Here is a 20,553-nt window from a genome sequence, read left to right on the forward strand (position 1 = left end):
GGCCGCGCGCGGGGGGCCGGTCAGACCGGCTGGTGGGTCCCCGAGTAGATGTCGGTGATCACGTCGGCGTGGTTCGCGGCCACGACGGCGCGCTTGACCTTCAGCGTCGGGGTCAGCTCGCCGGTGGTCTCGGTGAAGTCGCCGGGCAGGATGCGGAACTCCCGGATCTGCTCGGCCCGCGACACGGCCTTGTTCGCCTCCTCGACGGCCGCGGCGATCTCGGCGCGCATCGCGGGGTCCCCGACCAGCGCCGCGACCGGGGTGTCGGCGGGCCGGCCGTTGCGCTCGAGCCAACCGGGCACGGCCTCGGGGTCGAGCGTCACGAGCACCGCGATGAACGGCTGCGCGTCGCCGACGACCATGCACTGGCTCACCAACGGGTTGGCGCGCAACCGGTCCTCGAGCACCGCCGGGGCGACGTTCTTGCCGCCCGCGGTGACGATGATCTCCTTCTTTCGGCCGGTGATCGTCAGGAAGCCGTCGTCGTCGAGCTCGCCGATGTCGCCGCTGTGGAACCAGCCGTCCTCGATGGCCTCGGCCGTCGCGGCCGGGTTCTTCCAGTAGCGCCGGAAGACGATCGAGCCCGACAGCAGGATCTCCCCGTCGTCGGCGATCCGCACCGACTGGCCGGGCACCGGCCTGCCGACCGTCCCGACGCGCTGCGCGGTGAGCCCGTTGACGGCGATGCCCGCGGACGTCTCGGTGAGGCCGTAGCCCTCCAGGACGGGCAGCCCCACGCCGCGGAAGAAGTGCCCGAGCCGCTCGCCGAGGGGCGCACTGCCGGACACGGCCGCGATCACCCGGCCGCCGACGGCCGCGCGCAGCTTGCCGTAGACCAGCTTGTCGAACAACGCGTGCTTGATCCGCAGGACGAGACCCGGGCCCCCGGTGTCCTGCGCCTTCGAGTAGGCGATCGCGGTGTCGGCGGCGGCGTCGAAGATCGCGCCCTTGCCCTCGTCGCGGGCCTTCTGGCGGGCGCCGTTGTACACCTTCTCGAACACCCGCGGCACCGCGAGCAGGAAGGTCGGGCGGAAGGTCTGCAGGTCGGGCAGGAGGTTGCGGGTGTCGGGGGTGTGCCCGATCGTCGTCCGCGACGCGATCGCCCCGCACTGGATGACCTTGCCGAACACGTGCGCCAACGGCAGGAACAGCAGCACCGAGCCGTCGACGTTGAGCAGCTCCGGGAACACCTGCCGCACCTGCGCGACCTCGGAGACGAGGTTGCGGTGGGTCAGCTCCACGCCCTTGGGCCGCCCGGTGGTGCCGGAGGTGTAGATCAGCGTGGCGAGGTCGTCGGCACCGACGGCCTCGTGGCGCGCGCGCACCTCGTCGTCGGTCGTGCCCGCGCCCAGCTCGGTGAGGGCGTCGACGGCGCCGGGCCCCTCGGCCGGCTCGATCGTCCACACGGCACCGAGCCCGGGGACCGCCTCGGCGACGAGCGCGGCGTGCCGGTCGGTCTCCACGACGGCCGCGACCGCGCCGGAGTCGGACAGGATCCAGGCGATCTGCTCGGCGGACGACGTCTCGTAGATCGGCACCGTCACCGCACCCGCGGACAGGATCGCGTAGTCGAGCAGCGTCCACTCGTAACGGGTGCGCGACAGCAGCGCGACCCGGTCGCCCGCGCCGACACCACCGGCCACCAGGCCGCGCGCGACGGCGCGCACCTGCCCGGCGAACTCCGCCGACGTGACGTCGGCCCATCCGCCGTCCGGGCGGGCGCGCTGCAGCAGCACGTCCGACGGATGCTCCCGCTCGGCGGCGAGGACCGCGTCGAGCAGGGTCTCCCGTGCACCGATCTCGACCGCCGACGGCCCGCTGTACTCCCGCACGTCGCCGCCCTCCTCGCCACACCGGTGAAGTCCTGGGGTCGAACCTATCGTGATCGACGCCGGGACCGCATGGAATCCGGGGGCCACCCACGGCCGGCGCGGGCGGCCGAGCCACGATCGGGGGACCCCACGATGCCGACGGTCGACGTGGTCGACGAGACCTTCCTCGTCGTCGAACGGGCGCGGGTGGCGGCCGAGTTCGCCGATCCCGCCGCGTGGCCGGCGCTGTGGCCCGACCTGCGGCTGACCGTCGTCACCGACCGCGGCGACCAGGGGGTGCGCTGGACGGTCACGGGCGCCCTGGTGGGGAGCATGGAGGTGTGGCTCGAGGAGGTGCTCGACGGGACGGTCCTGCACTACTACCTGCGCGCCGACGGTGCGGGCGCCGACGGCGGGCCGGTCCCGCTGCCGCCGCGGCGGGCCGCCGCCGAGGCGCGGCGCCGGCACCGGCACGCGAAGGCGCTCGCCCTGGCGCTCAAGCGCCGCCTGGAGAACGGCCGGCCGCCGGGAGAACCGGCGCCCCCGACCGACGACGGCCCGACCGACGACGGCCCGACCGACGACGGCCCGACCGCCGACGGCCCGACCGCCGACGGCTCGCGCGCCGGCGGCCCGAATGCCGGCGGCCCGAATGCCGGCGGCCCGAATGCCGGCGGCCCGAACGCCGGCGGCTCGGGCGGCTCGCGGGGCAACTCGGGTGCCGGCGGCTCGTGAGTGGCGATGGTCGCCCCGGCGACCGGCGCCACTCACGATCGGTAGCGTCAGGGCATGCGCGTGCACGTGGTCTCCGACGTCCACGGCGACGTGGAGGGCCTCGCCCGCGCGGGCGAGGGTGCCGACGCGCTCGTCGTGCTCGGCGACCTGATCGACTTCATCGACTATGCCGACCCCACCGGCGGCATCGTCGGGACGGTGCTGGGGGCCGACGTCAGCGCCGAGCTGGCCCGGCTGCGCCGCTCGGCCGACCGGCACGCCCTGCGCGCCTACGCGACCGAGGCGTGGAAGGCGGTCGGGAACCCGCGGGCTCTGGTCGAGGAGGCGGTGGCCGAACAGTACGCCCGGCTGTTCGCCGTGCTGCCCGCACCGACCTGGGCGATCCCCGGCAACGTCGACGTCCCGCACCTCTGGGCGCAGCACGCGGGGCCGCACGTCCACCTGCCCGACGGCAAGGTCGCTGAGATCGGCGGCCTGCGCTTCGCGTTCGTCGGCGGTGCGCCGCTGCCGCGCGGTGTCGCGTTCACCCCCGGCCCGGCGTGGCGGCCCAACCTCGTGTCGTGGGACGACTACGCGACGGTCGTCGACGGGTTCTCCGCCGTCGACGTCCTGTGCAGCCACGTCCCGCCGGCGCTGCCGGAGCTGGCCTACGACGTCGTCACCCGCGGACCGGAGGCCACCGGGCCCGGGCTCGTCGAGGTGATCGACCGGGACCGGCCGCGCGCGGCGCTGTCCGGGCACGTCCACCAGCCGCTCGCGCAGCGCGTGCGGCGCGGCCGGACGGAGTGCGTCAACGTCGGCTACTTCCGCCGCCGACCCACCCCGTACGTGCTGCGGTGGTGACGGGTCGCGCGGGCGGCGGGGCGGTAACCTCCGCGGCATGGCCGACGCGACCACCTCCTCGATCTCCATCGCCGCGGACCCGCAGCGGGTCATGGCGGTCATCGCCGACTTCGAGGCGTACCCGAAGTGGGCCGAGCAGGTGAAGACGGTCGAGATCCTCGACGAGGCCGACGGCCGCGCCCGCCGCGTCCGGTTCACGATGGACGCCGGCCCGATCAAGGACTCCTACACCCTCGACTACGACTGGGCGCCGGACGGCAACTCGGTCAGCTGGAACCTGGTCAAGGGCCAGATGCAGAAGTCGCAGAACGGCTCCTACGTGCTGGTCGCCGACGGCGACTCGACGACGGTCACCTACTCGCTGGCCGTCGACCTGAACATCCCGATGATCGGCATGCTCCGCCGCAAGGCCGAGAAGGTGATCATCGACACCGCGCTGAAGGGGCTCAAGCGTCGCGTCGAGCAGGGCTGAACCCGGCACTCCCGCTTTCGTGACTACCCTCGTCGACGTGCGTGTCGTGCTGTTCACCGGCAAGGGCGGGGTCGGGAAGACGACCCTGTCGGCGGCGACGGCCGCGCACCTGGCCAGGTCCGGCCGCAAGACGCTCGTCGTCTCCACCGACCCGGCGCACTCGCTCGGCGACGCCCTCGACACCCCGCTCGACGGCGATCCCCGCGAGCTGCCGCAGGCCGGGGGGCTCTTCGCCGCGCACATCGACACCCGCGTGCTGCTCGACGGGGCATGGGGGGCGTTGCAGGGGCACCTGCGCACGCTGCTCGCCGGGATCGGGGTCGACGAGATCGTCGCCGACGAGCTGACCGTCCTGCCCGGCGTCGAGGACCTGCTCGCGCTCGCGGAGGTCCGCAGGCTCGCCGAGTCGGGCCCGTGGGAGGTCGTCGTCGTCGACTGCGGGCCGACGGCCGAGACCCTGCGCCTGCTCGCCCTGCCCGAGGCGCTCGCCGGCTACCTGGAGCGACTCTTCCCCGCGCACCGGCGGGCGGTCCGGGGGATGCTCGCCGGGCTGACGGGCCGCGGCGCGGCCGAGTCCGCGGCCCGGCTCGACCGCACCGTGGACGCGCTCGACGGGTTGGCCGAGCAGCTGAGCGGGCTCGCGGCACTGCTCGTCGACCCCGCCCGCAGCAGCGTCCGCCTGGTGACGACGCCCGAGCGGGTGGTCGTCGCAGAGACCCGCCGGACGCAGACAGCCCTTGCGCTGCAGGGCATCCGGGTCGACGGGCTCGTCGTCAACCGGGTGCTGCCGGCGCCCTCGACGTCGCTGCGGGGACCGGCGGCGCGATGGCTGCGCGAGCGGCACACCGAGCAGCAGGCCGTCCTCGACGAGCTCACCGCATCTGCCGCGGGCGACGACGTCGTCCTGCGCACCCTTGGCTACGCGGCGGCGGAGCCGACCGGGGTCGCGGCGCTGCACACGCTCGCCGACGCTCTGTACGGCGAGGACGACCCGGTCCCCGCGCCCGCCGCCGCGCGCCCGCCGCTGGCCGTGCGCCGCACCGCGGGGGAGGGCACCGCGCTCGACTCCGAGTTCGAGCTGGCGCTGCACCTCCCGGGCGCCGACGAGGGCCGGCTCGACCTGGCCAGGGTGGGTGACGACCTGGTGGTCACCGTCGGGCTCGCGCGCCGCCCCGTGACGCTGCCGTCGGTGCTGCGCCGCTGCGAGGTCGTGTCGGCCCGGCTCGACGGTGCCCGCGAGGCCGCAACCCTGCGCGTGCTGTTCCGCCCCGATCCCGCGGTGTGGATGCGATGACCGACGCGACGGGGACGACCGGGACGACGGGGACGACGACGGGGACGACGGCCGGGGAGGCCGGGGACGGCGCCTGCGGCGGGCACGCCGGGATGGCGGGTGAGCTGCGCACCCTCGTCCTCGGCGTGCTCGACCGGGTGCAGCCCGCCCTCGACCGGTTGCTCGCCGACGCCGCCGCCGCGGAACCGCGGTCCGCGCCCACGACCTGTGCGACCTGTCCGGTGTGCGCGGTACTCGCCGTCCTGCGCGGCGAGCGCCCCGAGCTCGCCGCCCGGCTCGCCGAGCAGGTGGGCGGTCTGGTCGCGGTGCTGCGCGCCGCGCTCGAGGAGGGCGCGGGCGCCGCCCCGCCCGCCGCCGACACCGGCCCGGCCACCTCGCGGCCGCGGGTCCAGCGCATCACCGTCGCCCGCGGATGACGCCGACACGACGGACGGGCCCGGACGGCCCGCCCGCGGCGTCCCTCGCCGTCGGTGTGGACGTGGGCGGGACGAGCGTGCGCGCGGGCGTCGTCGACGCCGACGGCCAGATCCTCGACACGTGCCGGGCCGCGACGGCGGCGGGCGAGGCGGCGCTGGAGGACACGGTGAGCGGCATGGTCGGCGACCTGGCGCGCCGGCACCCGGTCGCGGCCGTGGGTCTCGCGCTGGCCGGCTTCGTCGCGGCCGACCGCGACCACGTCCGGTTCGCGCCGCACCTGCCGTGGCGGGACGCGCCCGTCGCCGACCGGATCGGGTCGCGGCTGGGGCTGCCGGTCGTCGTCGAGCACGACGCCAACGCCGCCGCGCTGGCCGAGCGCCGGTTCGGTGCGGCGGCAGGGGCGTCGACCGTCGTGTTCGTGGCCCTGGGCACCGGCATCGGCGCCGCGCTGCTCGTCGACGGCGCGCTCTACCGCGGCGCCCACGGGGTCGCCCCCGAGCTGGGCCACCTGCGGGTGGTGCCCGACGGACGGCCCTGCCCGTGTGGCAAACGTGGCTGCTGGGAGCGCTACTGCAGCGGCACCGCGCTCGCGACGACCGCCCTGGAGCTGCTCGGCGCCGATCGTTCGGGGTCGTCGGTGCTGGCCCGCGAGGCGGCGGCCGACCCGGCGCGGATCAGCGGCCAGCGGGTGGCTGCGGCGGCGCGGGAGGGCGACCGGGTCGCCCGCCGTGCCGTCGCCGACCTGGGCCGCTGGCTGGGGGAGGGCCTCGCCCTGGTCGCCGACGTGTTCGACCCGGAGCTGGTCGTCGTCGGAGGTGGGGTGTCGGAGTCGGCGCCGCTGTTCCTCGACGACGCCCGCGCGCACTACGCGCGCGTCGTCACCGGGGCGGGGCACCGGCCGCTCGCGCGCATCCGCACCGCGCAGCTGGGCGACGCCGCGGCGGTCGTGGGGGCCGCGCAGCTGGCCCGGGAGGCCGTGACCGGCAGGGCGTGACCGTGACCTGCGGAGCGTGACCCGTTTGCCGTCCGGTGACCCGCCGACGGGGCTCCTACAGGACGGCGCCGTCGTCGTCGTCCGGGTCCTCGTCGTCGGCCGGGGTCGGCCACAGCCGCAGCACGAGCCAACCCAGCCCGGCCGCGAGCGACAGCAGCCCCAGCGGGAGCCCGTAGACCGACGACATGCCCAGCACGCTGGGCGCCACGACCAGCAGCAACCCCAGGCCCAGCAGGACGATGCCGACGATCGCCGGTGGCCCCAGGCGCGGCAGCGGCGGCGGCTCGGGCGGGACGAAGTGCTCGTCGAGCGGGTCGGCGAGGTCGTCGCGCGCGGTCTCAGGGATGCCGACGGCGGGCGTCGAGGTCTCGTCGCCCGATGCGGACGCGGGACGACCGAGGGGCGACGCCGGGTCGCCGGGCGCCGCGTCGTCGGACAGCGGTTCGGCGGGCTCCGCGGCCGTCGGCCACTGCGGCACCGAGCCCTCGTCGCGCCATGCGGCGACGATGCGGTCGAACTCGTCGAGATCGGGATCGCGGTCCCGGTCGCCGGTTCCCGGACCCCAACGATCGTCGGGATCGTGGTTCATCCGGCACCTCCCCGCCCTCGGCACGCCCCGGCCGGGGCCGCCGGGGTGCGCTCGCGTCCATCCTGACACGTCCCGCGCCGGATGGGACCGTCTCGTCCGCATCGTGACCCACCGATGCCGGATTGGCTCTGAATGTCCTGTTGTCGACGGCCTGTCGGAGGACCCGAATCGATCCGCTGGCCACGCACCGGGGCCGTCCGTAGGCTGTGCCCCGGTCGCGCAGAGGGGAGCCCGCACCGGTGCTGTACTGGTGGTCGAAGTTCGTGCTGCTCGGCCCGCTGATGCGCCTGCTGTGCCGGCCGACGATCGAGGGTCTGGAGAACATTCCCGAGAAGGGTGCGGCGATCCTCGCCAGCAACCACCTCGCCGTCGTGGACTCGTTCTTCCTGCCGCTGCTCGTCCCCCGGCGGATCACGTTCCTGGCCAAGCGCGAGTACTTCACCGCGCCGGGCGTCGTCGGCTTCCTGAAGAAGCAGTTCTTCACCGGCGTCGGGCAGGTGCCGGTCGACCGCTCCGGCGGGTCCGCGGCCCAGGACGCGATGGACACCGCGGTGCGGCTGCTGCGCGAGGGCAAGTTGCTCGGCATCTACCCGGAGGGCACCCGCTCGCCCGACGGACGGCTCTACAAGGGCAAGACCGGCGTCGCGCGGATGGCACTGCAGGCGGGGGTGCCCGTCGTCCCGGTCGCGATGATCGGCACCGACAAGGTCAACCCGATCGGGTCGCGGATCTGGAAGCCGCATCCCGTGCACATCAGGGTGGGCGAGCCGCTGGACTTCTCGCGCTACGCGGGCATGGCCGGCGACCGGTTCATCGAGCGCTCGATGACCGACGAGATCATGTACTCGCTCATGGAGCTGTCCGGGCAGACCTACGTCGACCTCTATGCGGCGTCGGTCAAGGAGAAGGCGGCCGCCGCGACGGCCGACCGCGTGCCCGGCACCAGGGCCGGCTGAGGACGCGGCCGCCGTGCACGGCCCTGCTGCCGACGAGATCGTCTTCCGGTTGCTGCGGCCCGAGGAGGGCGGCGTCCTCGTCTCGCTGATCGAGACCGTCTACGGCGACAGCTACGACGTCCGGTGGGTCTACGACGTCGACGAGGTGTGCGCGCGCCTCGCCGACGGCCGCTACGTGTCGGTCGTCGCCGAGACACGGGCCGGCGAGCTGTTGTGCCACATGGGGATGAGCCTCTCGGCGGCCGGCGACGTCGTGGCGCACAGCGGGCAGGCGGTGACGCTGCCCGCCGCGCGCGGCCGGCACGTGTTCACCCGCACCAAGCGCTTCCTGTCCGACTGGGCGCGCGAGCGCGGCCTGTGCGGGATGTACGCCGAGGTCACCGCCGTCCACCCGTACAGCCAGAAGGCCGACCTCGCCGCCGGCGCGCACGAGACCGGTTTCCTGCTCGGCTGGATCCCGGCGAGCGTCAGCAACGACGCGGCCCTCGACCGGCGGCGACGGCGGCGCTCGGCCGCGTTCTTCTACACCAAGCTCGCCGACGGCACCCCGCGCAGCGTGTACGCCCCGGAGCGGCACCTGCCGGTCGTCGCCCGCACCCTGCAGGTGTGCGACCTGCGCGGCGCCCCGGCCCGCCCGCCCGCCGACGCCGCGTTGCCCGCCAGGAGCGTGCTGCACGTCGACGTCGACCGGGACCACGCGATCGGGCTCGTCACCGTGACCGCGCCGGGGGCCGACCTCGCCGACGTGGTGCGCGCCGAGCGGCACCACCTGTTCCGCCGCGGGGGCGCCGACGCGGTCTACCTCGACCTGCCGCTCGACGACCCCGCGACCGCCCTCGTCGCCGACCACCTCGAGGAGCTCGGGGTCTCCTACGCGGGGATCTTCCCCAACCACCGGGCCGACGGCGACGTCCTGCGCATGCAGTCGCTGCACCGGGTCCGGGTCACCGCGGACGACGTCGTCGTCGCCTCCGACCACGGGCGCGACCTGTTGGACTACGTGCTCGGCGACCTGCCGGCGGGATCGCGCGGCTGACCCGGCCCGGCCGTGCCCGCGCCGCCCGCCCGGGGTGCGACGACGGCCGACGGCCGACGGGCGCGCGGGTCGCGCGCATCCTCGCGCGTGGCCGGGGATGTGCGACGCCGTGCGACGCGGTGCCGACGGGCGGTCCGTAGGCTCGGCTGCGGCCCGCAGGCCGTCGCCCGGTGCGGTCGGCGTCGCGGGCCGCCCGGTCCGCCGCTGCGACCCGGGTGCGTACCGCAGGGCGTACACGCGCCCGGCCTGCAGGAACGGAACGGAATGCGGTTCTTCTACGACTGCGAGTTCATCGAGGACGGCACCACGATCGACCTGGTCTCGATCGGCGTCGTCGGTGAGGACGGACGTGAGTTCTACGCCGTCTCGACGGAGTTCGACCCCGGCCGCGCGGGTGCCTGGGTCCGGGCGAACGTGCTGCCGAAGCTGCCGTCGCCCGCCGACCCGGCCTGGCGTTCACGGGCGGCGATCCGGACCGACCTGCTCGCCTTCCTGACCGGCGCCCCCGGCGACGTCGAGCTCTGGGCGTGGATCGCGGCCTACGACCACGTCGTGCTGTGCCAGCTGTGGGGAGCGATGCCTGCGCTGCCGCGGGCCCTGCCCCGGTTCACCCGCGAGCTGCGGCAACGCTGGGAGGACGCCGGGCGGCCGCCGCTGCCGCCCCCGTCGTCGGACGCGCACGACGCGCTCGCCGACGCCCGGCTCAACCTGCGTCGCTGGGAGGCGATCGAAGCGGCGGTCGCGGCCCGCTGAGCTGCGGGTCCGCCACCGCCGTGCCGTGGCTGTCGTCGGGGCGTGCGTCGGGGGAGGGTCAGGTGAAGATGCTCACCCCGCCGGGGCCCACGAGCAGCCCGACGATGATGAGGACGATGCCCCACAGCAGCTGGCGGCGCACGATCGCGACGATGCCCGCGACGACCAGGACGACGGCGAGGATCCACAGGAGAGTTGCCATGCGGGGGGAGTACACACGGCGTCCGATGTGGAATCGGTCCGTCCGGGTGACGACGGCGCCCGGACGGAGCAGCCGAACCCCCGGCGGTGTCCGGCCGAACGGTCGCCTGCGAGGGGTCGGGCCGCGCGCCGTCGCCCTTCCGTGACGGCTTAACCTGGCGTACGTGAACTGGTCGGTCGACGCCCCCGTCGAAGTGCTGCCCGAGCTGCCGCCGCTGCCCGCGGACCTGCGTACCCGTCTCGATGAGGCGCTGTCGCGGACCGCCGCCCAGCAGCCGGACTGGCCCGACGCCGAGCAGGTCGCGCACGTGCGCACCGTCCTGGAGAGCGTCCCGCCCGTCACGCTGCCCGCCGAGGTCGACCGGCTGCACGAGCGGCTGGCCGACGTCGCCAACGGGCGCGCGTTCCTGCTGCAGGGCGGCGACTGCGCGGAGACGTTCGTCGACAACACCGAGCCGCACATCCGCGCGACGATCCGCACGCTGCTGCAGATGGCGATCGTGCTGACGTACGGCGCCTCGTTGCCCGTGGTCAAGCTCGGCCGGATCGCCGGGCAGTACGCCAAGCCGCGCAGCTCGCCGACCGACGCGCTCGGGCTGCCGTCCTACCGCGGCGACATCGTCAACTCGATCGTGGCCGACCCGGCCGCACGGGTGCCCGATCCGTCGCGCATGGTCCGTGCCTACGCCAACGCGAGCGCCGCGATGAACCTCGTGCGCGCGCTGACGGCCACCGGCATGGCCGACCTGTCGATGGTCCACGACTGGAACAAGGACTTCGTGCGCACCTCGCCCGCGGGTGAGCGCTACGAGGCGTTGGCCGGGGAGATCGGCCGGGCGCTGCAGTTCATGGACGCGTGCGGCGTCGAGGACTACCGCATGCACACCACCGAGTTCTACGCCTCGCACGAGGCGCTGCTCATCGACTACGAGCGCGCGATGCTGCGCCTGGACTCCCGCACCGAGACGCCGCGGCTCTACGACCTGTCGGCGCACTTCGTGTGGATCGGCGAGCGCACCCGCCAGCTCGACGGTGCCCACGTCGCCCTCTTCGAGCTGCTGGCCAACCCCATCGGGCTCAAGCTCGGCCCGACGACGACGCCCGAGCAGGCCGTCGAGTACGTCGAGCGGCTCGACCCGAAGAACGTGCCCGGCCGGCTCACCCTCGTCAGCCGGATGGGCAACGGCAAGGTCCGCGACGTGCTGCCCGCGATCGTGGAGAAGGTCACCGCGTCGGGGCACAAGGTCATCTGGCAGTGCGACCCCATGCACGGCAACACCCACGAGTCGACGACCGGCTACAAGACCCGGCACTTCGACCGCATCGTCGACGAGGTGCAGGGCTTCTTCGAGGTGCACCGCGCGCTGGGCACCCACCCCGGCGGCATCCACGTCGAGGTCACCGGCGAGGACGTGACGGAGTGCCTCGGCGGCGCGCAGGAGATCTCCGACGCCGACCTCGCGGGTCGCTACGAGACGGCCTGCGATCCGCGGCTCAACACCCAGCAGTCGCTGGAGCTGGCGTTCCTCGTGGCCGAGATGCTGCGGGGCTGAGCTCGCGCCACGGCCGCCGCTCACGACCGGGTCAGAAGACCGTCAGGGTGATCGTGGCGCCCCGCGTCGCGGTCTCCCCGGCGTCGGGGTCCTGACGGACGACGCGGCCGTTGTCGCGGCCGCCGAACGGGAAGTCGGACTCGACCTCGACGGCGAAACCCGCGTCGCGCAGCGTCTGCTGGGCCTCCCGGAGCCGGTCGCCGACGACGTAGGGCACCTCGACCTGCTTGGGCTGGGCCCCCTTGCTGAGCACGAGTGTCACCGGCGCGCCGATGGCCAGCGGCGACCCCGCGGCCGGGTTGGTCCGGACGACGGCGCCCTGCGGCACGGTCTCGCTGAACTCCGTCGCCGTCACCGACTGCACCGGTGTCAGCTCGGCATCGCGGATCTGTTGCTCGGCGGCCGCGACCGCCGCGCCGGGCGCGACGGCCGGCACGACCGGTCTGCCGGTCGACACCGTGAGCCGGACCTCGCTGCCGCGCAGCAGCCGGGACTGCGGCGCGGGCTCGGCCGCGGCGACGACGTCGTCGGCGACGGTGTCGTGATGGGCCTCGGTGACGGTCACGACGAGGTCGGAGTCGGCCAGCAGCTTCTCCGCGGCCGGACGGTCGAGCCCGACGACCGACGGCATCGCCGTCCAGCGGCCCGTCCCCAGCCACCACGCGGCGCCCGCGACGACCGCGCCCAGCAGCAGCACCACGACGATCCACAGCGCGAGCAGCCGGCGGCTGCGGCGCCGGGCGACGCGGTGGTCGGGCATCCCGCGGTCGGCGGGGGCGGCGACGGCGGTGGGCGCGTCGTCGTCGGCGCCGGGCGGGCGCTCCATCGTGCGGGTGCCGCCCGGACCGGGGGCCGCGGCCACCGCGGCGGCGTGCCGGCCCGCGGGGACCGTCGCCTGTTCCTCGACGGGACGCACCGGCGGCCGCGGCGGCGCCACGCGCGGGACGGCGAGCTGGTCGCGGACCCGGCGCAGGGCGGCCAGGAACGCCGCGGCGTCGGCCGGGCGGGCCGCGGGGTCGCGCCGGGTGGCGGCGAGGACGACCTCGTCGAGCTCAGGGGGGACCTCCGTGGCCACCAGCGACGGCGGCGGGACGTCCTCGTTGAGGTGGCGCATCGCGACCGAGATCGGCGTGTCGCCGACGTAGGGCGGTGCCCCCGTGAGCAGCTCGTAGAGCATGATCCCGGCGGCGTAGACGTCGCTGCGCGCATCGGCGGCGCCGCTGGCGACCTGCTCGGGGGAGAGGTAGGCGAGCGTGCCCATGATCATCCCGACGTGGCTCGCGCCGGCCTGCGCCGCGGCCGTGACCAGCCCGAAGTCGGCGACCTTGACCTCGCCGGCATCGGAGAGCAGGACGTTCTCCGGCTTGACGTCGCGGTGCACCATGCCCTGCCGGTGTGCCTCCGCCAGGCCCGCGAGCACCGGCTCCATCACCGCGAGTGCCGCCGGGACGCCGACGGCCCCGCGGGCGCGCAGCACGTCGCGCAGCGTGCCGCCCTCGACGAGCTCCATCACAAGGAAGAGCGCCCCGTCGGGGGCGTCGCCCTGGTCGTGCACGTCGACGACGGCCGGGTGGTCGATCCGGGCGGCCAGCCGTGCCTCGCGCTCGAAGCGGACCCGGAACGCCGGGTCGGCCGCCATGGCGGGATCGAGGACCTTGATGGCCACCGGGCGGTCGAGCCGGGTGTCGAGGCCGCGGTACACGGTGGACATCCCGCCGCGGGCGATCACCGGACCGACGCGGTAGCGCGCGTCGAGCAGCGCACCAGCGGAACCGGTCGGGGCGTTCACCCCCCGACGGTACCGTCCGTCCGGAGGCTGCCCGTCACGGCCGGTGCTGTGGCATGGTGTGGCGCTGTGAGTGAGCGCCAGCGAGCGAACCGTGGACACAGTGTGCCCGCGAAGCGTCGGCCGAGCCCTGCGAGGCCGTACGGTGAGTGAGGTGTCGGGCACCCCTGCGGTGCTCTCCGACGACGTCGAGACCATGCCGGTCCCCGATGTCGCCCAACTGCTGTCCGTCCCCGTGACCCGCGTGCACCAGCTCGTGCGCGACGGGCACCTGCTGTCCCTGCGTCGCGACGGGGTCACCGTCGTGCCGGCCGACTTCCTGGCGGACGGGGCCGTCGTGAAAGGACTGAGCGGCACGATCACCGTGCTGCGCGACGGCGGCTACGCCGACCCCGACATCCTGCGCTGGCTCTTCGCCGACGACGAGTCGCTACCGGGCACCCCGGTGGCCGCCCTCAAGGAGGGGCGCCACAAGGAGGTCAAGCGCCGGGCCCAGGCGATGGCGTTCTGAGGGTCGTCCGGGGCTCCGCCGCCCCGACGCGGGCCAGGCCCGCCCGGAGCAGTCCCGGCCCCGCGACGGCGATGCGCCGGGCGGTGGGAACCCGGACCCGGCGGTGCAGCACGGCGTCGTAGTCGGCGTCGGCGATCCGGTCGAGGATCCCGCCGTAGAGCGCCGCCGCGCACTCGATGCAGGCCCGGGAGACCGGCTCCAGCATCGGGATGCCTGGCGCCGCGCGCCGGTAGACGCCACGGGTGCGGGCCACGAGGTGCGCCAGCGCGGCGCGGACGCGGGGGTCGCGGGCGCGCCGGCGTCGGCACCACAGGAGCAGGTCACGGTCGACGCCGTGTGCGGCCAGCTCGTCGGCGGGCAGGTACACGCGGCCGCGGTCGAGGTCGTCGCCGACGTCGCGCAGGAAGTTCGTGAGCTGGAAGGCCACCCCGAGGGCGGCGGCGTGCGGTTCGGCCTGCGCCCGGTCGGTCACGGTGCCCAGCACGGGCAGCATCTGCAGACCGATGACCGCCGCCGAGCCGTGCATGTACCGGGCCAGGTCGGCGTAGCGGGCGTAGCCGGTGACGTGGGTGTCCATCCGCATCGACGCGATGAAGTCGGCGAAGTGCCGGTGCTCGATGTCGTGGCGGCGGGCGGTGTCGGCGACGGCCGCGAGCACCGCGGCGCGCGCGTCGCCCGGAGGGGTCGGCGCGTCCCCGCCCAGCGCGGCGGCCAGGTCGTCCGCCAGTGCGTCGAGCGCGGCGGCGCGCTCGGCGGCGGGACGGCCGTCGGAGAGGTCGTCGACGATCTCGTCGGCGTAGCGGGCGAAGCCGTAGAGGGCGTGGACCGCGGGTCGGCGGCGCGCGGGCAGGAGCCGGGTGGCCAGGAAGTAGGTGCGACCGTGGCGGGCGTTGAGCTCCCGGCAGGCGGCGTAGGCCGTCCGCAGACCGGGATCGGTGATCCCGGCCGCGTCGAGCTCAGCCCTGCCGCTGCCCGGCACCGGCAGCCGTCAGCGCGTCGTCCGCGGACGTGGTGGACGTCCCGGCGGCCGGGTCCTTCCGGCGTCGCAGCCGCAGCGGGTCGGGGTGCAGCAGCGACCACGCGGCCAGCCCGCAGACCAGCGCGCACCCGGCCAGGTAGCCCCAGTTGTAGAGCGCGGCCTCACCGTTGGGGTAGTAGACGATCACCAGCCACAGCGAGACGAAGACCAGCCACGACAGCGCCTTGGGCGTCCACGCCGTCATCGCGAGCAGCGCGATGCCCCAGCTGAGGTACCACGGCAGCGTCGCGGGGGACAGGACCGCCACCGCGAGCAGCACGATGCCGGCGCGGCGCAGTGCGTCGGGCCCGCCGTCGCGTGCGGCGAGCCACTGCTTGACCCCGATCCACAGCAGCAGCAGGCCGCCGACGATCCGCGCGACGTTGATGAACGGCTGCTTGGGCAGGTTGAAGACCAGGTTGAGGACCCAGTGCACGAGCTCGCCCGCGCCCGTCGGCAGCGACAGCCAGTTCACGATCATCGACGGCGCGCTGAGCGCGGGCAGCCAGCCCAGGTTCACCTGGGCCGCGACCGTGATGAGCGCGAACGTCACGGCGAACACGCCGACGCCGGCCGCGGTGGCCTTGAGGATCCGGACCGTGCGCGACGGACCGGACATCTGGGCGGCCCACACCAGCACCACGAACGGCAGCGCGACCGCCGCGCTCGCCTTGACCGCCATCGCCGCGGTGACGAGCACGATCGCGATCACCGGCCTGCCGCGCAGCGCGTAGAGCGCGCCGACGGCGAGCAGCCCCATTACCAGCAGGTCGTTGTGGCCACCACCGACCATGTGCACGATCATGACCGGGTTGGCGACCGCGACCCACAGCGCGACGGGGATCCGCCCGCCCATCCGCCGGGTCAGCTCGGGAAGGGCCCACACCAGCAGCACGAGCCCGATGCACAGGACCAGCCGCATCAGGATGACGCCCGCGATGACGTTGCCGCCGACCGCGGCAGCGGTGCCCTTGGCCAGCAGGATGAACAGCGGGCCGTACGGGGCCGGGGTGTCCTGCCAGAAGTAGTGGACGTTGTCGGTGAAGACGCCCGGCATCACCTCGGGGCCGACCGCGTACGGGTCGAACCCGTGCAGCGGCAGCGCGCCCTGCGCGAGATAGCTGAAGACGTCCCGGGTGAACAGCGGCGGCGTCACCAGCATCGGGACCAGCCACACCGCGGCCGTCGTGAGCACCGCGCGGCCGCCGACGCGGCCCGCGATCACCTCGCGGCCCAGCTGCACCCACGCCCACGCCAGCAGCGCGACGCCGATGTAGACCAGCGCCGTCGCGAGCTCCGAGCCGTGGCCGTAGCGCCAGAAGCCGATGGGGCTGTTGGTCAGCCACGGGTCGCGGACCAGGACACCGCCCGCGCCGAAGCCGCCGACGAGCATCAGCAGCGACGCGCCGAGGCCCAGGAGCAGGGGCCTGCGGGGCGGGCTGCCGAACCGGGCCCAGCGGGGCGCGGGCGCCCCGTCGTGACCGTCCGGTGCCACCACGGCCGTCACCGGCGACGTCGACACCGGACCGGTGGCCGCCCCGCCGGTCGACGCCGCCTCGCCGGCAGGCGCCGCCGAGGGCGCCGAGGACGGGGCCGCGGACGACACGGTGGACGACACCGGGTCCGGTGCCGTCGGCTCGGGGGACGCCGGTCGCGGGACCGGGGTCGAGGGCTGCGCGGTCATGTCGGCGCCCATGCTCGCACGGAGAGTGTCAAGACCTCGTCGGGACCCTGCGGTGCGGCGCGGACCCGTCGCCGGTGTGCCGACGAACGGTCGCCCGCCGACGTCGTGCGGACCCGCCGGTGATCCGCTCGGCGGCGAGCCGCCCCGACACGACGACGGGCGGTATCCCGACGCCGGGCGTCGTGCCGCAGCCCGCGAGCACGACGTTCTCCAGCCCGCGCACCAGGTTGCGCGGCCGGAACGGCCCGGTCTGGGCGAGCGTGTGCGCGAGCGAGAACGGCGTCCCGGCGCCCAGACCCTGCCCGGCCCAGTCGGCGGGTGTGACGGACCGGGAGATCTCGACGTCCGCGTCGAGCCCGTCGAACCCGCGGCCGGCGAGGACCGACAGCAGCTCGTCGCGGTAGGCGGGCCCGACCCGCGCCCAGTCGATCGACGACCGGGCCGTGTTCGGGCACGGCGCCAGCACGAACAGCAGGTCCCGCCCGTCCGGGGCGAGCGTCGGGTCGGTCGCGGTCGGGCGCGTCACCAGCAGCGACGGGTCGCTCATGAGCCGCCCGTCCTCGATCAGCTCGGTGAACGTCCGCTCCCAGGCCGCGCCGAAGGAGATCGTGTGGTGTGCGAGCTCGGGACGGGTGCGGCGCAGCCCCGCGTGCAGCACGACCGCGCTCGGCGACCAGCGCAGCGGCACCGGGCGGCGCGGCACGCGGCCGACGAGCGCGTGGACGACCGGGAGGTCCGGGGTGAGCACGACGGCGTCGCACGGCAGCCGCGCGGCGTCGGCGCCGCCCGTCCCGGCGGAGCCGCGGTGCCGGACGGCGTCCACCCGTCCGCTGCGCCGGTCCAGACCGGTGACGGTGCGGCCGTAGTGGACGACCCCGCCCGCGGCGACGACGGCGTCGGCCAGCGCGGCGCCGATCGCCCGCATGCCCCCGCGCGGGAAGAACACCCCTGCGACGGTGTCCATGTAGGCGATGACGCCGTACGCGCCGAGCGCCCGCTGCGGCGCGACCCCGGCATAGAGCGACTGGAAGGAGAACACCCGCTGCAGCCGCTCGTCGGCGACGCGCCGGGCGACCTGTGGGCCGAGCCGGCCGAACCCGCCCGCGGCCACGAGCCGCGCGAGGTCGGGGACGAGCAGGTCGAGCGGCGAGTCCAGGTTCGCCCCGATGAACCGGTCCATCTCCGCGCGGTACAGCCGGGTGAGCCAGGCCCGCAGGTCGCGGTACCCGGCGGCCGCGGCCGGGCCGCAGGTGCGCCGCACCTCGGCCTCCATCGCGTCGGCATCGGTGTGCACGTCGATCGTCGAGCCGTCGGCGAAGCGGGCGCGGTAGGCGGGGTCGAGCGCGACGAGGTCGAGCCGGTCGGCCAGCCGGTCGCCGACGGCGGCGAACGCGTCGTCGAGCAGGTCGGGCATGGTGAGCACGGTCGGGCCGGTGTCGACGCGGAACGTCCCCGACGGGCCGTCCAGGTCCAGCGCACCGGCGCGGCCGCCCGGGCCGTCGGCGCGTTCCAGGACGGTCACCGCGCGGCCGGCACCGAGCAGGTGCAGCGCGGCGCACAGCCCGGAGAACCCGGCGCCGACCACGACGACGTGATCGGTGCGGCCGGGGACGGTCCGCGGGCTCACCGCTGGCGGCGGGTCGCGGCGACGGCGAGGCCCGCCAGCGCGGCGGCCGCGGGCTCGGCCACCTCGGCACGGGCCAGCGCGTCGAGCGCCGAGGCCGTCAGCGCGGCGATGCGCTCCTCCACGGCGTCGACCGCACCGAGGCAGGTCAACACGTCGCGGACCCGGTCGACGCCCGCCGCGTCGAGGGCCGGGTCGCCCAGCGCGCCCGTGACGACCTGCGCGGACGCCGTGTCGCCGCGCTCGGCGGCGCGTTCGAGAGCGAGCGCGACCAGCAGCGTCCGCTTGCCCTCGCGCAGGTCGTCGCCCGCGGGCTTGCCCGTCACGTCGGGGTCGCCGAAGACCCCGAGCATGTCGTCGCGCAGCTGGAAGGCGATGCCGATGTCGGTGCCGAAGCCGCGGTACGCGGCGACGAGCCGGTCGTCCGCTCCGGCCAGCGCGGCGCCGATGTGCAGCGGCCGTTCGACGGTGTAGGCAGCGGTCTTGAAGCGGTTCACGCGCATGGCCGCCGCGGTGCTCGTGTCGGCCGTGGCCTGCGCCAGGACGTCGAGGTACTGCCCGCAGAGCACCTCGGTGCGCATCGCCCGCCACGGCGCGCCCGCGCGGGCGAGCGCCGCCGCGTCGAGCCCGGAGGACTGCAGGGTGTCGTCGGCCCAGGCCAGCGCGATGTCGCCGAGCAGGATCGCCGCCGCGGCGCCGAAGCGGTCGGCCGGGCCCGACCAGCCGCCGTCGCGGTGGCGGCCCGCGAACTCCACGTGCACGGTCGGGCGGCCGCGGCGGGTCGCCGAGTCGTCGATCAGGTCGTCGTGCACGAGCGCGCAGGCCTGCAGCAGCTCCAGGGCCGACACCGCCCGCAGCGCCGCGCCTGCCGCGGCGGGGTCGCCGCCCGCGCCGCGCCAGCCCCACCAGGCGAACGTCGGCCGGATGCGTTTGCCGCCCCCGACGACGAAGCGCTCCAGCACCCGGAGCGCCTCGGCGACCTCCGGGGCGACGGCGGCGGCGTCGCGCAGCCGGTCGGCGAGGACCGCGGCCAGCTCACGCTCGACGGCTCCGGCGACGTCGGCGTCGACGCGCCGCAGCCCGTCGAGCGGACCGCCGTCGGGCCCGGGGACGGTGGGCCCGACGGCGGCCGGCCGGACGGCATCGGGTCCGCCGGGCGCGGCGGCGCCGGTGGCGGACGGGGCGAGGTCGGCCGCGCCGGAGCGCGCCATCAGCGCGGCCCTCGGTCGGCGGGAGCGGTCGGCTGCTGCACGTCACGAGCCTATCGACCCACCGCGATTCCGCCCGTCGAGCGCGATCGGCACGGTCGATCGGCACGGTCGAAGGTCCTCGTGACCTGCGCTGCGAGTGCCCGTACGCTGGCGCGGTGGTTCGCACCCCCGCCGCCCGCACGACCGTCGTCGAGCGCATCGACGTCGACCGTCCCGTGTTCTCCGTGGAGTTCTTCCCGCCCAAGGACGAGGCGGGCGAGACCCAGCTGTGGCAGGCGATCCGCCGTCTCGAGCCCCTGGACCCGGCGTTCGTCTCGGTGACCTACGGGGCGGGTGGGAGCAGCCGCGACCGCACCGTCCGCACCACGGCGCGCATCGCGTCCGACACCACCCTCGTGCCGATGGCCCACCTCACCGCGGTGTCGCACTCCCGTGCCGAGCTGCGGCACGTGATCGGCTCCTACGCCGCGGCGGGCATCCGGAACGTCCTCGCGGTGCGCGGCGACCCGCCCGGCGACCCGTTGGGCGAGTGGGTCGCCCACCCCGACGGCCTCACCTACGCCGACGAGCTGGTGACGATGGTCCGCAGCCTCGGTGACTTCTGCGTGGGCGTCGCGGCGTTCCCGTACGGCCACCCGCGCTCGACCGACCCCGACGAGGACCTCGCGCGGCTCGTCGCCAAGATTCGCAAGGGTGCCGACTTCGCGATCACCCAGCTGTTCCTGGAACCCGAGGGGTTCCTGCGGCTGCGCGATCGGCTCGACGCCGCCGGCTGCCTCGTGCCGCTGCTGCCCGGGATCATGCCGTTGACCACCGTGCGCACCCTGCACCGCGGCCCGGAGCTGTCCGGCGCGCCGCTGCCGCCCGACCTCGTCGCACGGCTCGAGCGCCACGCCGACGATCCGGCCGCGTTCCGCGCCGCCGGCATGGACGCCACGACCGATCTCTGCGAGAAGCTGCTGGCCGAGGGCGTGCGGGGGCTGCACTTCTACACGCTCAACCGGTCTCCGGCGACGATCGAGCTGGTCGGACGGCTGGGGCTGGCCGCGGCGCGCTGAGAGGACG

Annotated in this window: 19 protein-coding genes and 1 pseudogene; 12 read left to right on the forward strand and 8 right to left on the reverse strand. The window is 75.3% G+C overall.

Annotation, left to right across the window (positions count from 1 at the left end):
• Positions 1–20: 20 nt before the first annotated feature.
• A complete protein-coding gene (locus tag PSED_RS13945; RefSeq protein ID WP_013674890.1) occupies positions 21–1,832 on the reverse strand; it encodes an AMP-dependent synthetase/ligase in 1,812 nt (603 codons plus the stop codon).
• Positions 1,833–1,964: 132 nt separating this feature from the next.
• On the opposite strand from PSED_RS13945, the pseudogene PSED_RS13950 reads away from it, so the two are divergent.
• From PSED_RS13950 to PSED_RS13975, 6 genes and pseudogenes are all read left to right on the forward strand, one after another.
• Positions 1,965–2,342: pseudogene (locus tag PSED_RS13950) on the forward strand (polyketide cyclase / dehydrase and lipid transport); the annotation flags it as partial.
• A 258-nt stretch (positions 2,343–2,600) separates the two neighbouring features.
• Complete coding sequence (locus PSED_RS13955; protein WP_013674892.1) at positions 2,601–3,389, forward strand: metallophosphoesterase family protein; 789 nt, start codon at positions 2,601–2,603, stop codon at positions 3,387–3,389.
• Between the two features lie 37 nt (positions 3,390–3,426).
• Positions 3,427–3,861: an SRPBCC family protein gene (locus PSED_RS13960; RefSeq protein ID WP_013674893.1), complete on the forward strand. Its 435-nt coding sequence runs from the start codon at positions 3,427–3,429 to the stop codon at positions 3,859–3,861.
• A 37-nt stretch (positions 3,862–3,898) separates the two neighbouring features.
• Positions 3,899–5,155 carry an ArsA family ATPase gene (locus PSED_RS13965; protein ID WP_041759648.1) on the forward strand — a complete coding sequence of 419 codons (1,257 nt, stop codon included), beginning with the start codon at positions 3,899–3,901 and terminating at the stop codon, positions 5,153–5,155.
• Positions 5,152–5,571: a hypothetical protein gene (locus tag PSED_RS13970; RefSeq protein WP_013674895.1), complete on the forward strand. Its 420-nt coding sequence runs from the start codon at positions 5,152–5,154 to the stop codon at positions 5,569–5,571. Before PSED_RS13965 ends, PSED_RS13970 begins: the two co-directional genes overlap by 4 nt.
• Entirely contained in the window at positions 5,568–6,566 is a 999-nt protein-coding gene (locus tag PSED_RS13975) for an ROK family protein (protein WP_013674896.1), read from the forward strand. Before PSED_RS13970 ends, PSED_RS13975 begins: the two co-directional genes overlap by 4 nt.
• A 55-nt stretch (positions 6,567–6,621) precedes the next feature.
• Here the strand turns inward: PSED_RS13975 and PSED_RS13980 are convergent, their stop codons facing one another.
• Positions 6,622–7,155 (reverse strand): hypothetical protein, encoded by a 534-nt coding sequence (locus tag PSED_RS13980; RefSeq protein WP_013674897.1) that lies wholly within the window; start codon positions 7,153–7,155, stop codon positions 6,622–6,624.
• A gap of 239 nt (positions 7,156–7,394) precedes the next feature.
• Here PSED_RS13980 and PSED_RS13985 point away from each other — a divergent pair, with 239 nt between their 5' ends.
• The 3 genes from PSED_RS13985 to PSED_RS13995 all read left to right on the forward strand — a co-directional run bounded on the left by PSED_RS13985 (position 7,395) and on the right by PSED_RS13995 (position 9,900).
• Positions 7,395–8,111, forward strand: a complete 717-nt coding sequence (locus PSED_RS13985; RefSeq protein WP_013674898.1) for a lysophospholipid acyltransferase family protein — start codon at positions 7,395–7,397, stop codon at positions 8,109–8,111.
• Between the two features lie 13 nt (positions 8,112–8,124).
• Positions 8,125–9,147 carry a hypothetical protein gene (locus PSED_RS13990; RefSeq protein WP_013674899.1) on the forward strand — a complete coding sequence of 341 codons (1,023 nt, stop codon included), beginning with the start codon at positions 8,125–8,127 and terminating at the stop codon, positions 9,145–9,147.
• Positions 9,148–9,411: 264 nt separating this feature from the next.
• Positions 9,412–9,900, forward strand: a complete 489-nt coding sequence (locus PSED_RS13995) for a polyadenylate-specific 3'-exoribonuclease AS (RefSeq protein WP_013674900.1) — start codon at positions 9,412–9,414, stop codon at positions 9,898–9,900.
• A gap of 58 nt (positions 9,901–9,958) precedes the next feature.
• Here PSED_RS13995 and PSED_RS14000 read toward each other — a convergent pair whose 3' ends face one another.
• Positions 9,959–10,102 (reverse strand): GPGG-motif small membrane protein, encoded by a 144-nt coding sequence (locus PSED_RS14000; RefSeq protein WP_165965732.1) that lies wholly within the window; start codon positions 10,100–10,102, stop codon positions 9,959–9,961.
• Positions 10,103–10,265: 163 nt separating this feature from the next.
• On the opposite strand from PSED_RS14000, the gene PSED_RS14005 reads away from it, so the two are divergent.
• The gene (locus PSED_RS14005) at positions 10,266–11,654 is read left to right on the forward strand and encodes a class II 3-deoxy-7-phosphoheptulonate synthase (RefSeq protein WP_013674902.1); all 1,389 of its coding nucleotides are present in this window, start codon (positions 10,266–10,268) and stop codon (positions 11,652–11,654) included.
• Between the two features lie 31 nt (positions 11,655–11,685).
• Here the strand turns inward: PSED_RS14005 and pknB are convergent, their stop codons facing one another.
• A complete protein-coding gene (gene pknB / locus PSED_RS14010) occupies positions 11,686–13,443 on the reverse strand; it encodes a Stk1 family PASTA domain-containing Ser/Thr kinase (protein WP_013674903.1) in 1,758 nt (585 codons plus the stop codon).
• A gap of 142 nt (positions 13,444–13,585) precedes the next feature.
• Here pknB and PSED_RS14015 point away from each other — a divergent pair, with 142 nt between their 5' ends.
• Positions 13,586–13,951, forward strand: coding sequence for an Rv2175c family DNA-binding protein (locus PSED_RS14015; RefSeq protein ID WP_013674904.1), 366 nt, complete (start codon positions 13,586–13,588; stop codon positions 13,949–13,951).
• Here the strand turns inward: PSED_RS14015 and PSED_RS14020 are convergent.
• From PSED_RS14020 to PSED_RS14035, 4 genes are read right to left on the reverse strand one after another with little or no spacing between them, the layout of a single operon-like run.
• The gene (locus PSED_RS14020) at positions 13,920–14,930 is read right to left on the reverse strand and encodes a phytoene/squalene synthase family protein (protein WP_013674905.1); all 1,011 of its coding nucleotides are present in this window, start codon (positions 14,928–14,930) and stop codon (positions 13,920–13,922) included. The two genes, PSED_RS14015 and PSED_RS14020, sit on opposite strands and share 32 nt — an antisense overlap.
• A complete protein-coding gene (gene mptB / locus PSED_RS14025; RefSeq protein ID WP_193788438.1) occupies positions 14,908–16,653 on the reverse strand; it encodes a polyprenol phosphomannose-dependent alpha 1,6 mannosyltransferase MptB in 1,746 nt (581 codons plus the stop codon). The genes PSED_RS14020 and mptB overlap by 23 nt, the downstream gene beginning before the upstream one ends.
• A 28-nt stretch (positions 16,654–16,681) precedes the next feature.
• A complete protein-coding gene (crtI, locus tag PSED_RS14030) occupies positions 16,682–18,280 on the reverse strand; it encodes a phytoene desaturase family protein (protein ID WP_013674907.1) in 1,599 nt (532 codons plus the stop codon).
• Positions 18,277–19,488 (reverse strand): polyprenyl synthetase family protein, encoded by a 1,212-nt coding sequence (locus tag PSED_RS14035; RefSeq protein WP_013674908.1) that lies wholly within the window; start codon positions 19,486–19,488, stop codon positions 18,277–18,279. Before PSED_RS14035 ends, crtI begins: the two co-directional genes overlap by 4 nt.
• Positions 19,489–19,643: 155 nt before the next feature.
• Between PSED_RS14035 and PSED_RS14040 the strand changes: the two genes are divergently transcribed.
• On the forward strand, positions 19,644–20,546 hold the full coding sequence (locus PSED_RS14040) for a methylenetetrahydrofolate reductase (protein ID WP_013674909.1): 903 nt from the start codon (positions 19,644–19,646) through the stop codon (positions 20,544–20,546).
• Positions 20,547–20,553: the final 7 nt, after the last annotated feature.

Source organism: Pseudonocardia benzenivorans CB1190 (genome assembly GCF_000196675.2).
Lineage (GTDB): Bacteria > Actinomycetota > Actinomycetes > Mycobacteriales > Pseudonocardiaceae > Pseudonocardia > Pseudonocardia benzenivorans.

Excerpts from the sequence above, each read along its gene's own strand:
- PSED_RS13955 (WP_013674892.1), top strand. The coding sequence starts at position 2,601 with ATGCGCGTGCACGTGGTCTCCGACGTCCACGGCGACGTGGAGGGCCTC.
- PSED_RS13960 (WP_013674893.1), top strand. The coding sequence starts at position 3,427 with ATGGCCGACGCGACCACCTCCTCGATCTCCATCGCCGCGGACCCGCAG.
- PSED_RS13970 (WP_013674895.1), top strand. The coding sequence starts at position 5,152 with ATGACCGACGCGACGGGGACGACCGGGACGACGGGGACGACGACGGGG.
- PSED_RS13975 (WP_013674896.1), top strand. The coding sequence starts at position 5,568 with ATGACGCCGACACGACGGACGGGCCCGGACGGCCCGCCCGCGGCGTCC.
- PSED_RS13980 (WP_013674897.1), bottom strand. The coding sequence starts at position 7,155 with ATGAACCACGATCCCGACGATCGTTGGGGTCCGGGAACCGGCGACCGG.
- PSED_RS13995 (WP_013674900.1), top strand. The coding sequence starts at position 9,412 with ATGCGGTTCTTCTACGACTGCGAGTTCATCGAGGACGGCACCACGATC.
- PSED_RS14000 (WP_165965732.1), bottom strand. The coding sequence starts at position 10,102 with ATGGCAACTCTCCTGTGGATCCTCGCCGTCGTCCTGGTCGTCGCGGGC.
- mptB (WP_193788438.1), bottom strand. The coding sequence starts at position 16,653 with ATGACCGCGCAGCCCTCGACCCCGGTCCCGCGACCGGCGTCCCCCGAG.
- PSED_RS14035 (WP_013674908.1), bottom strand. The coding sequence starts at position 19,488 with ATGGCGCGCTCCGGCGCGGCCGACCTCGCCCCGTCCGCCACCGGCGCC.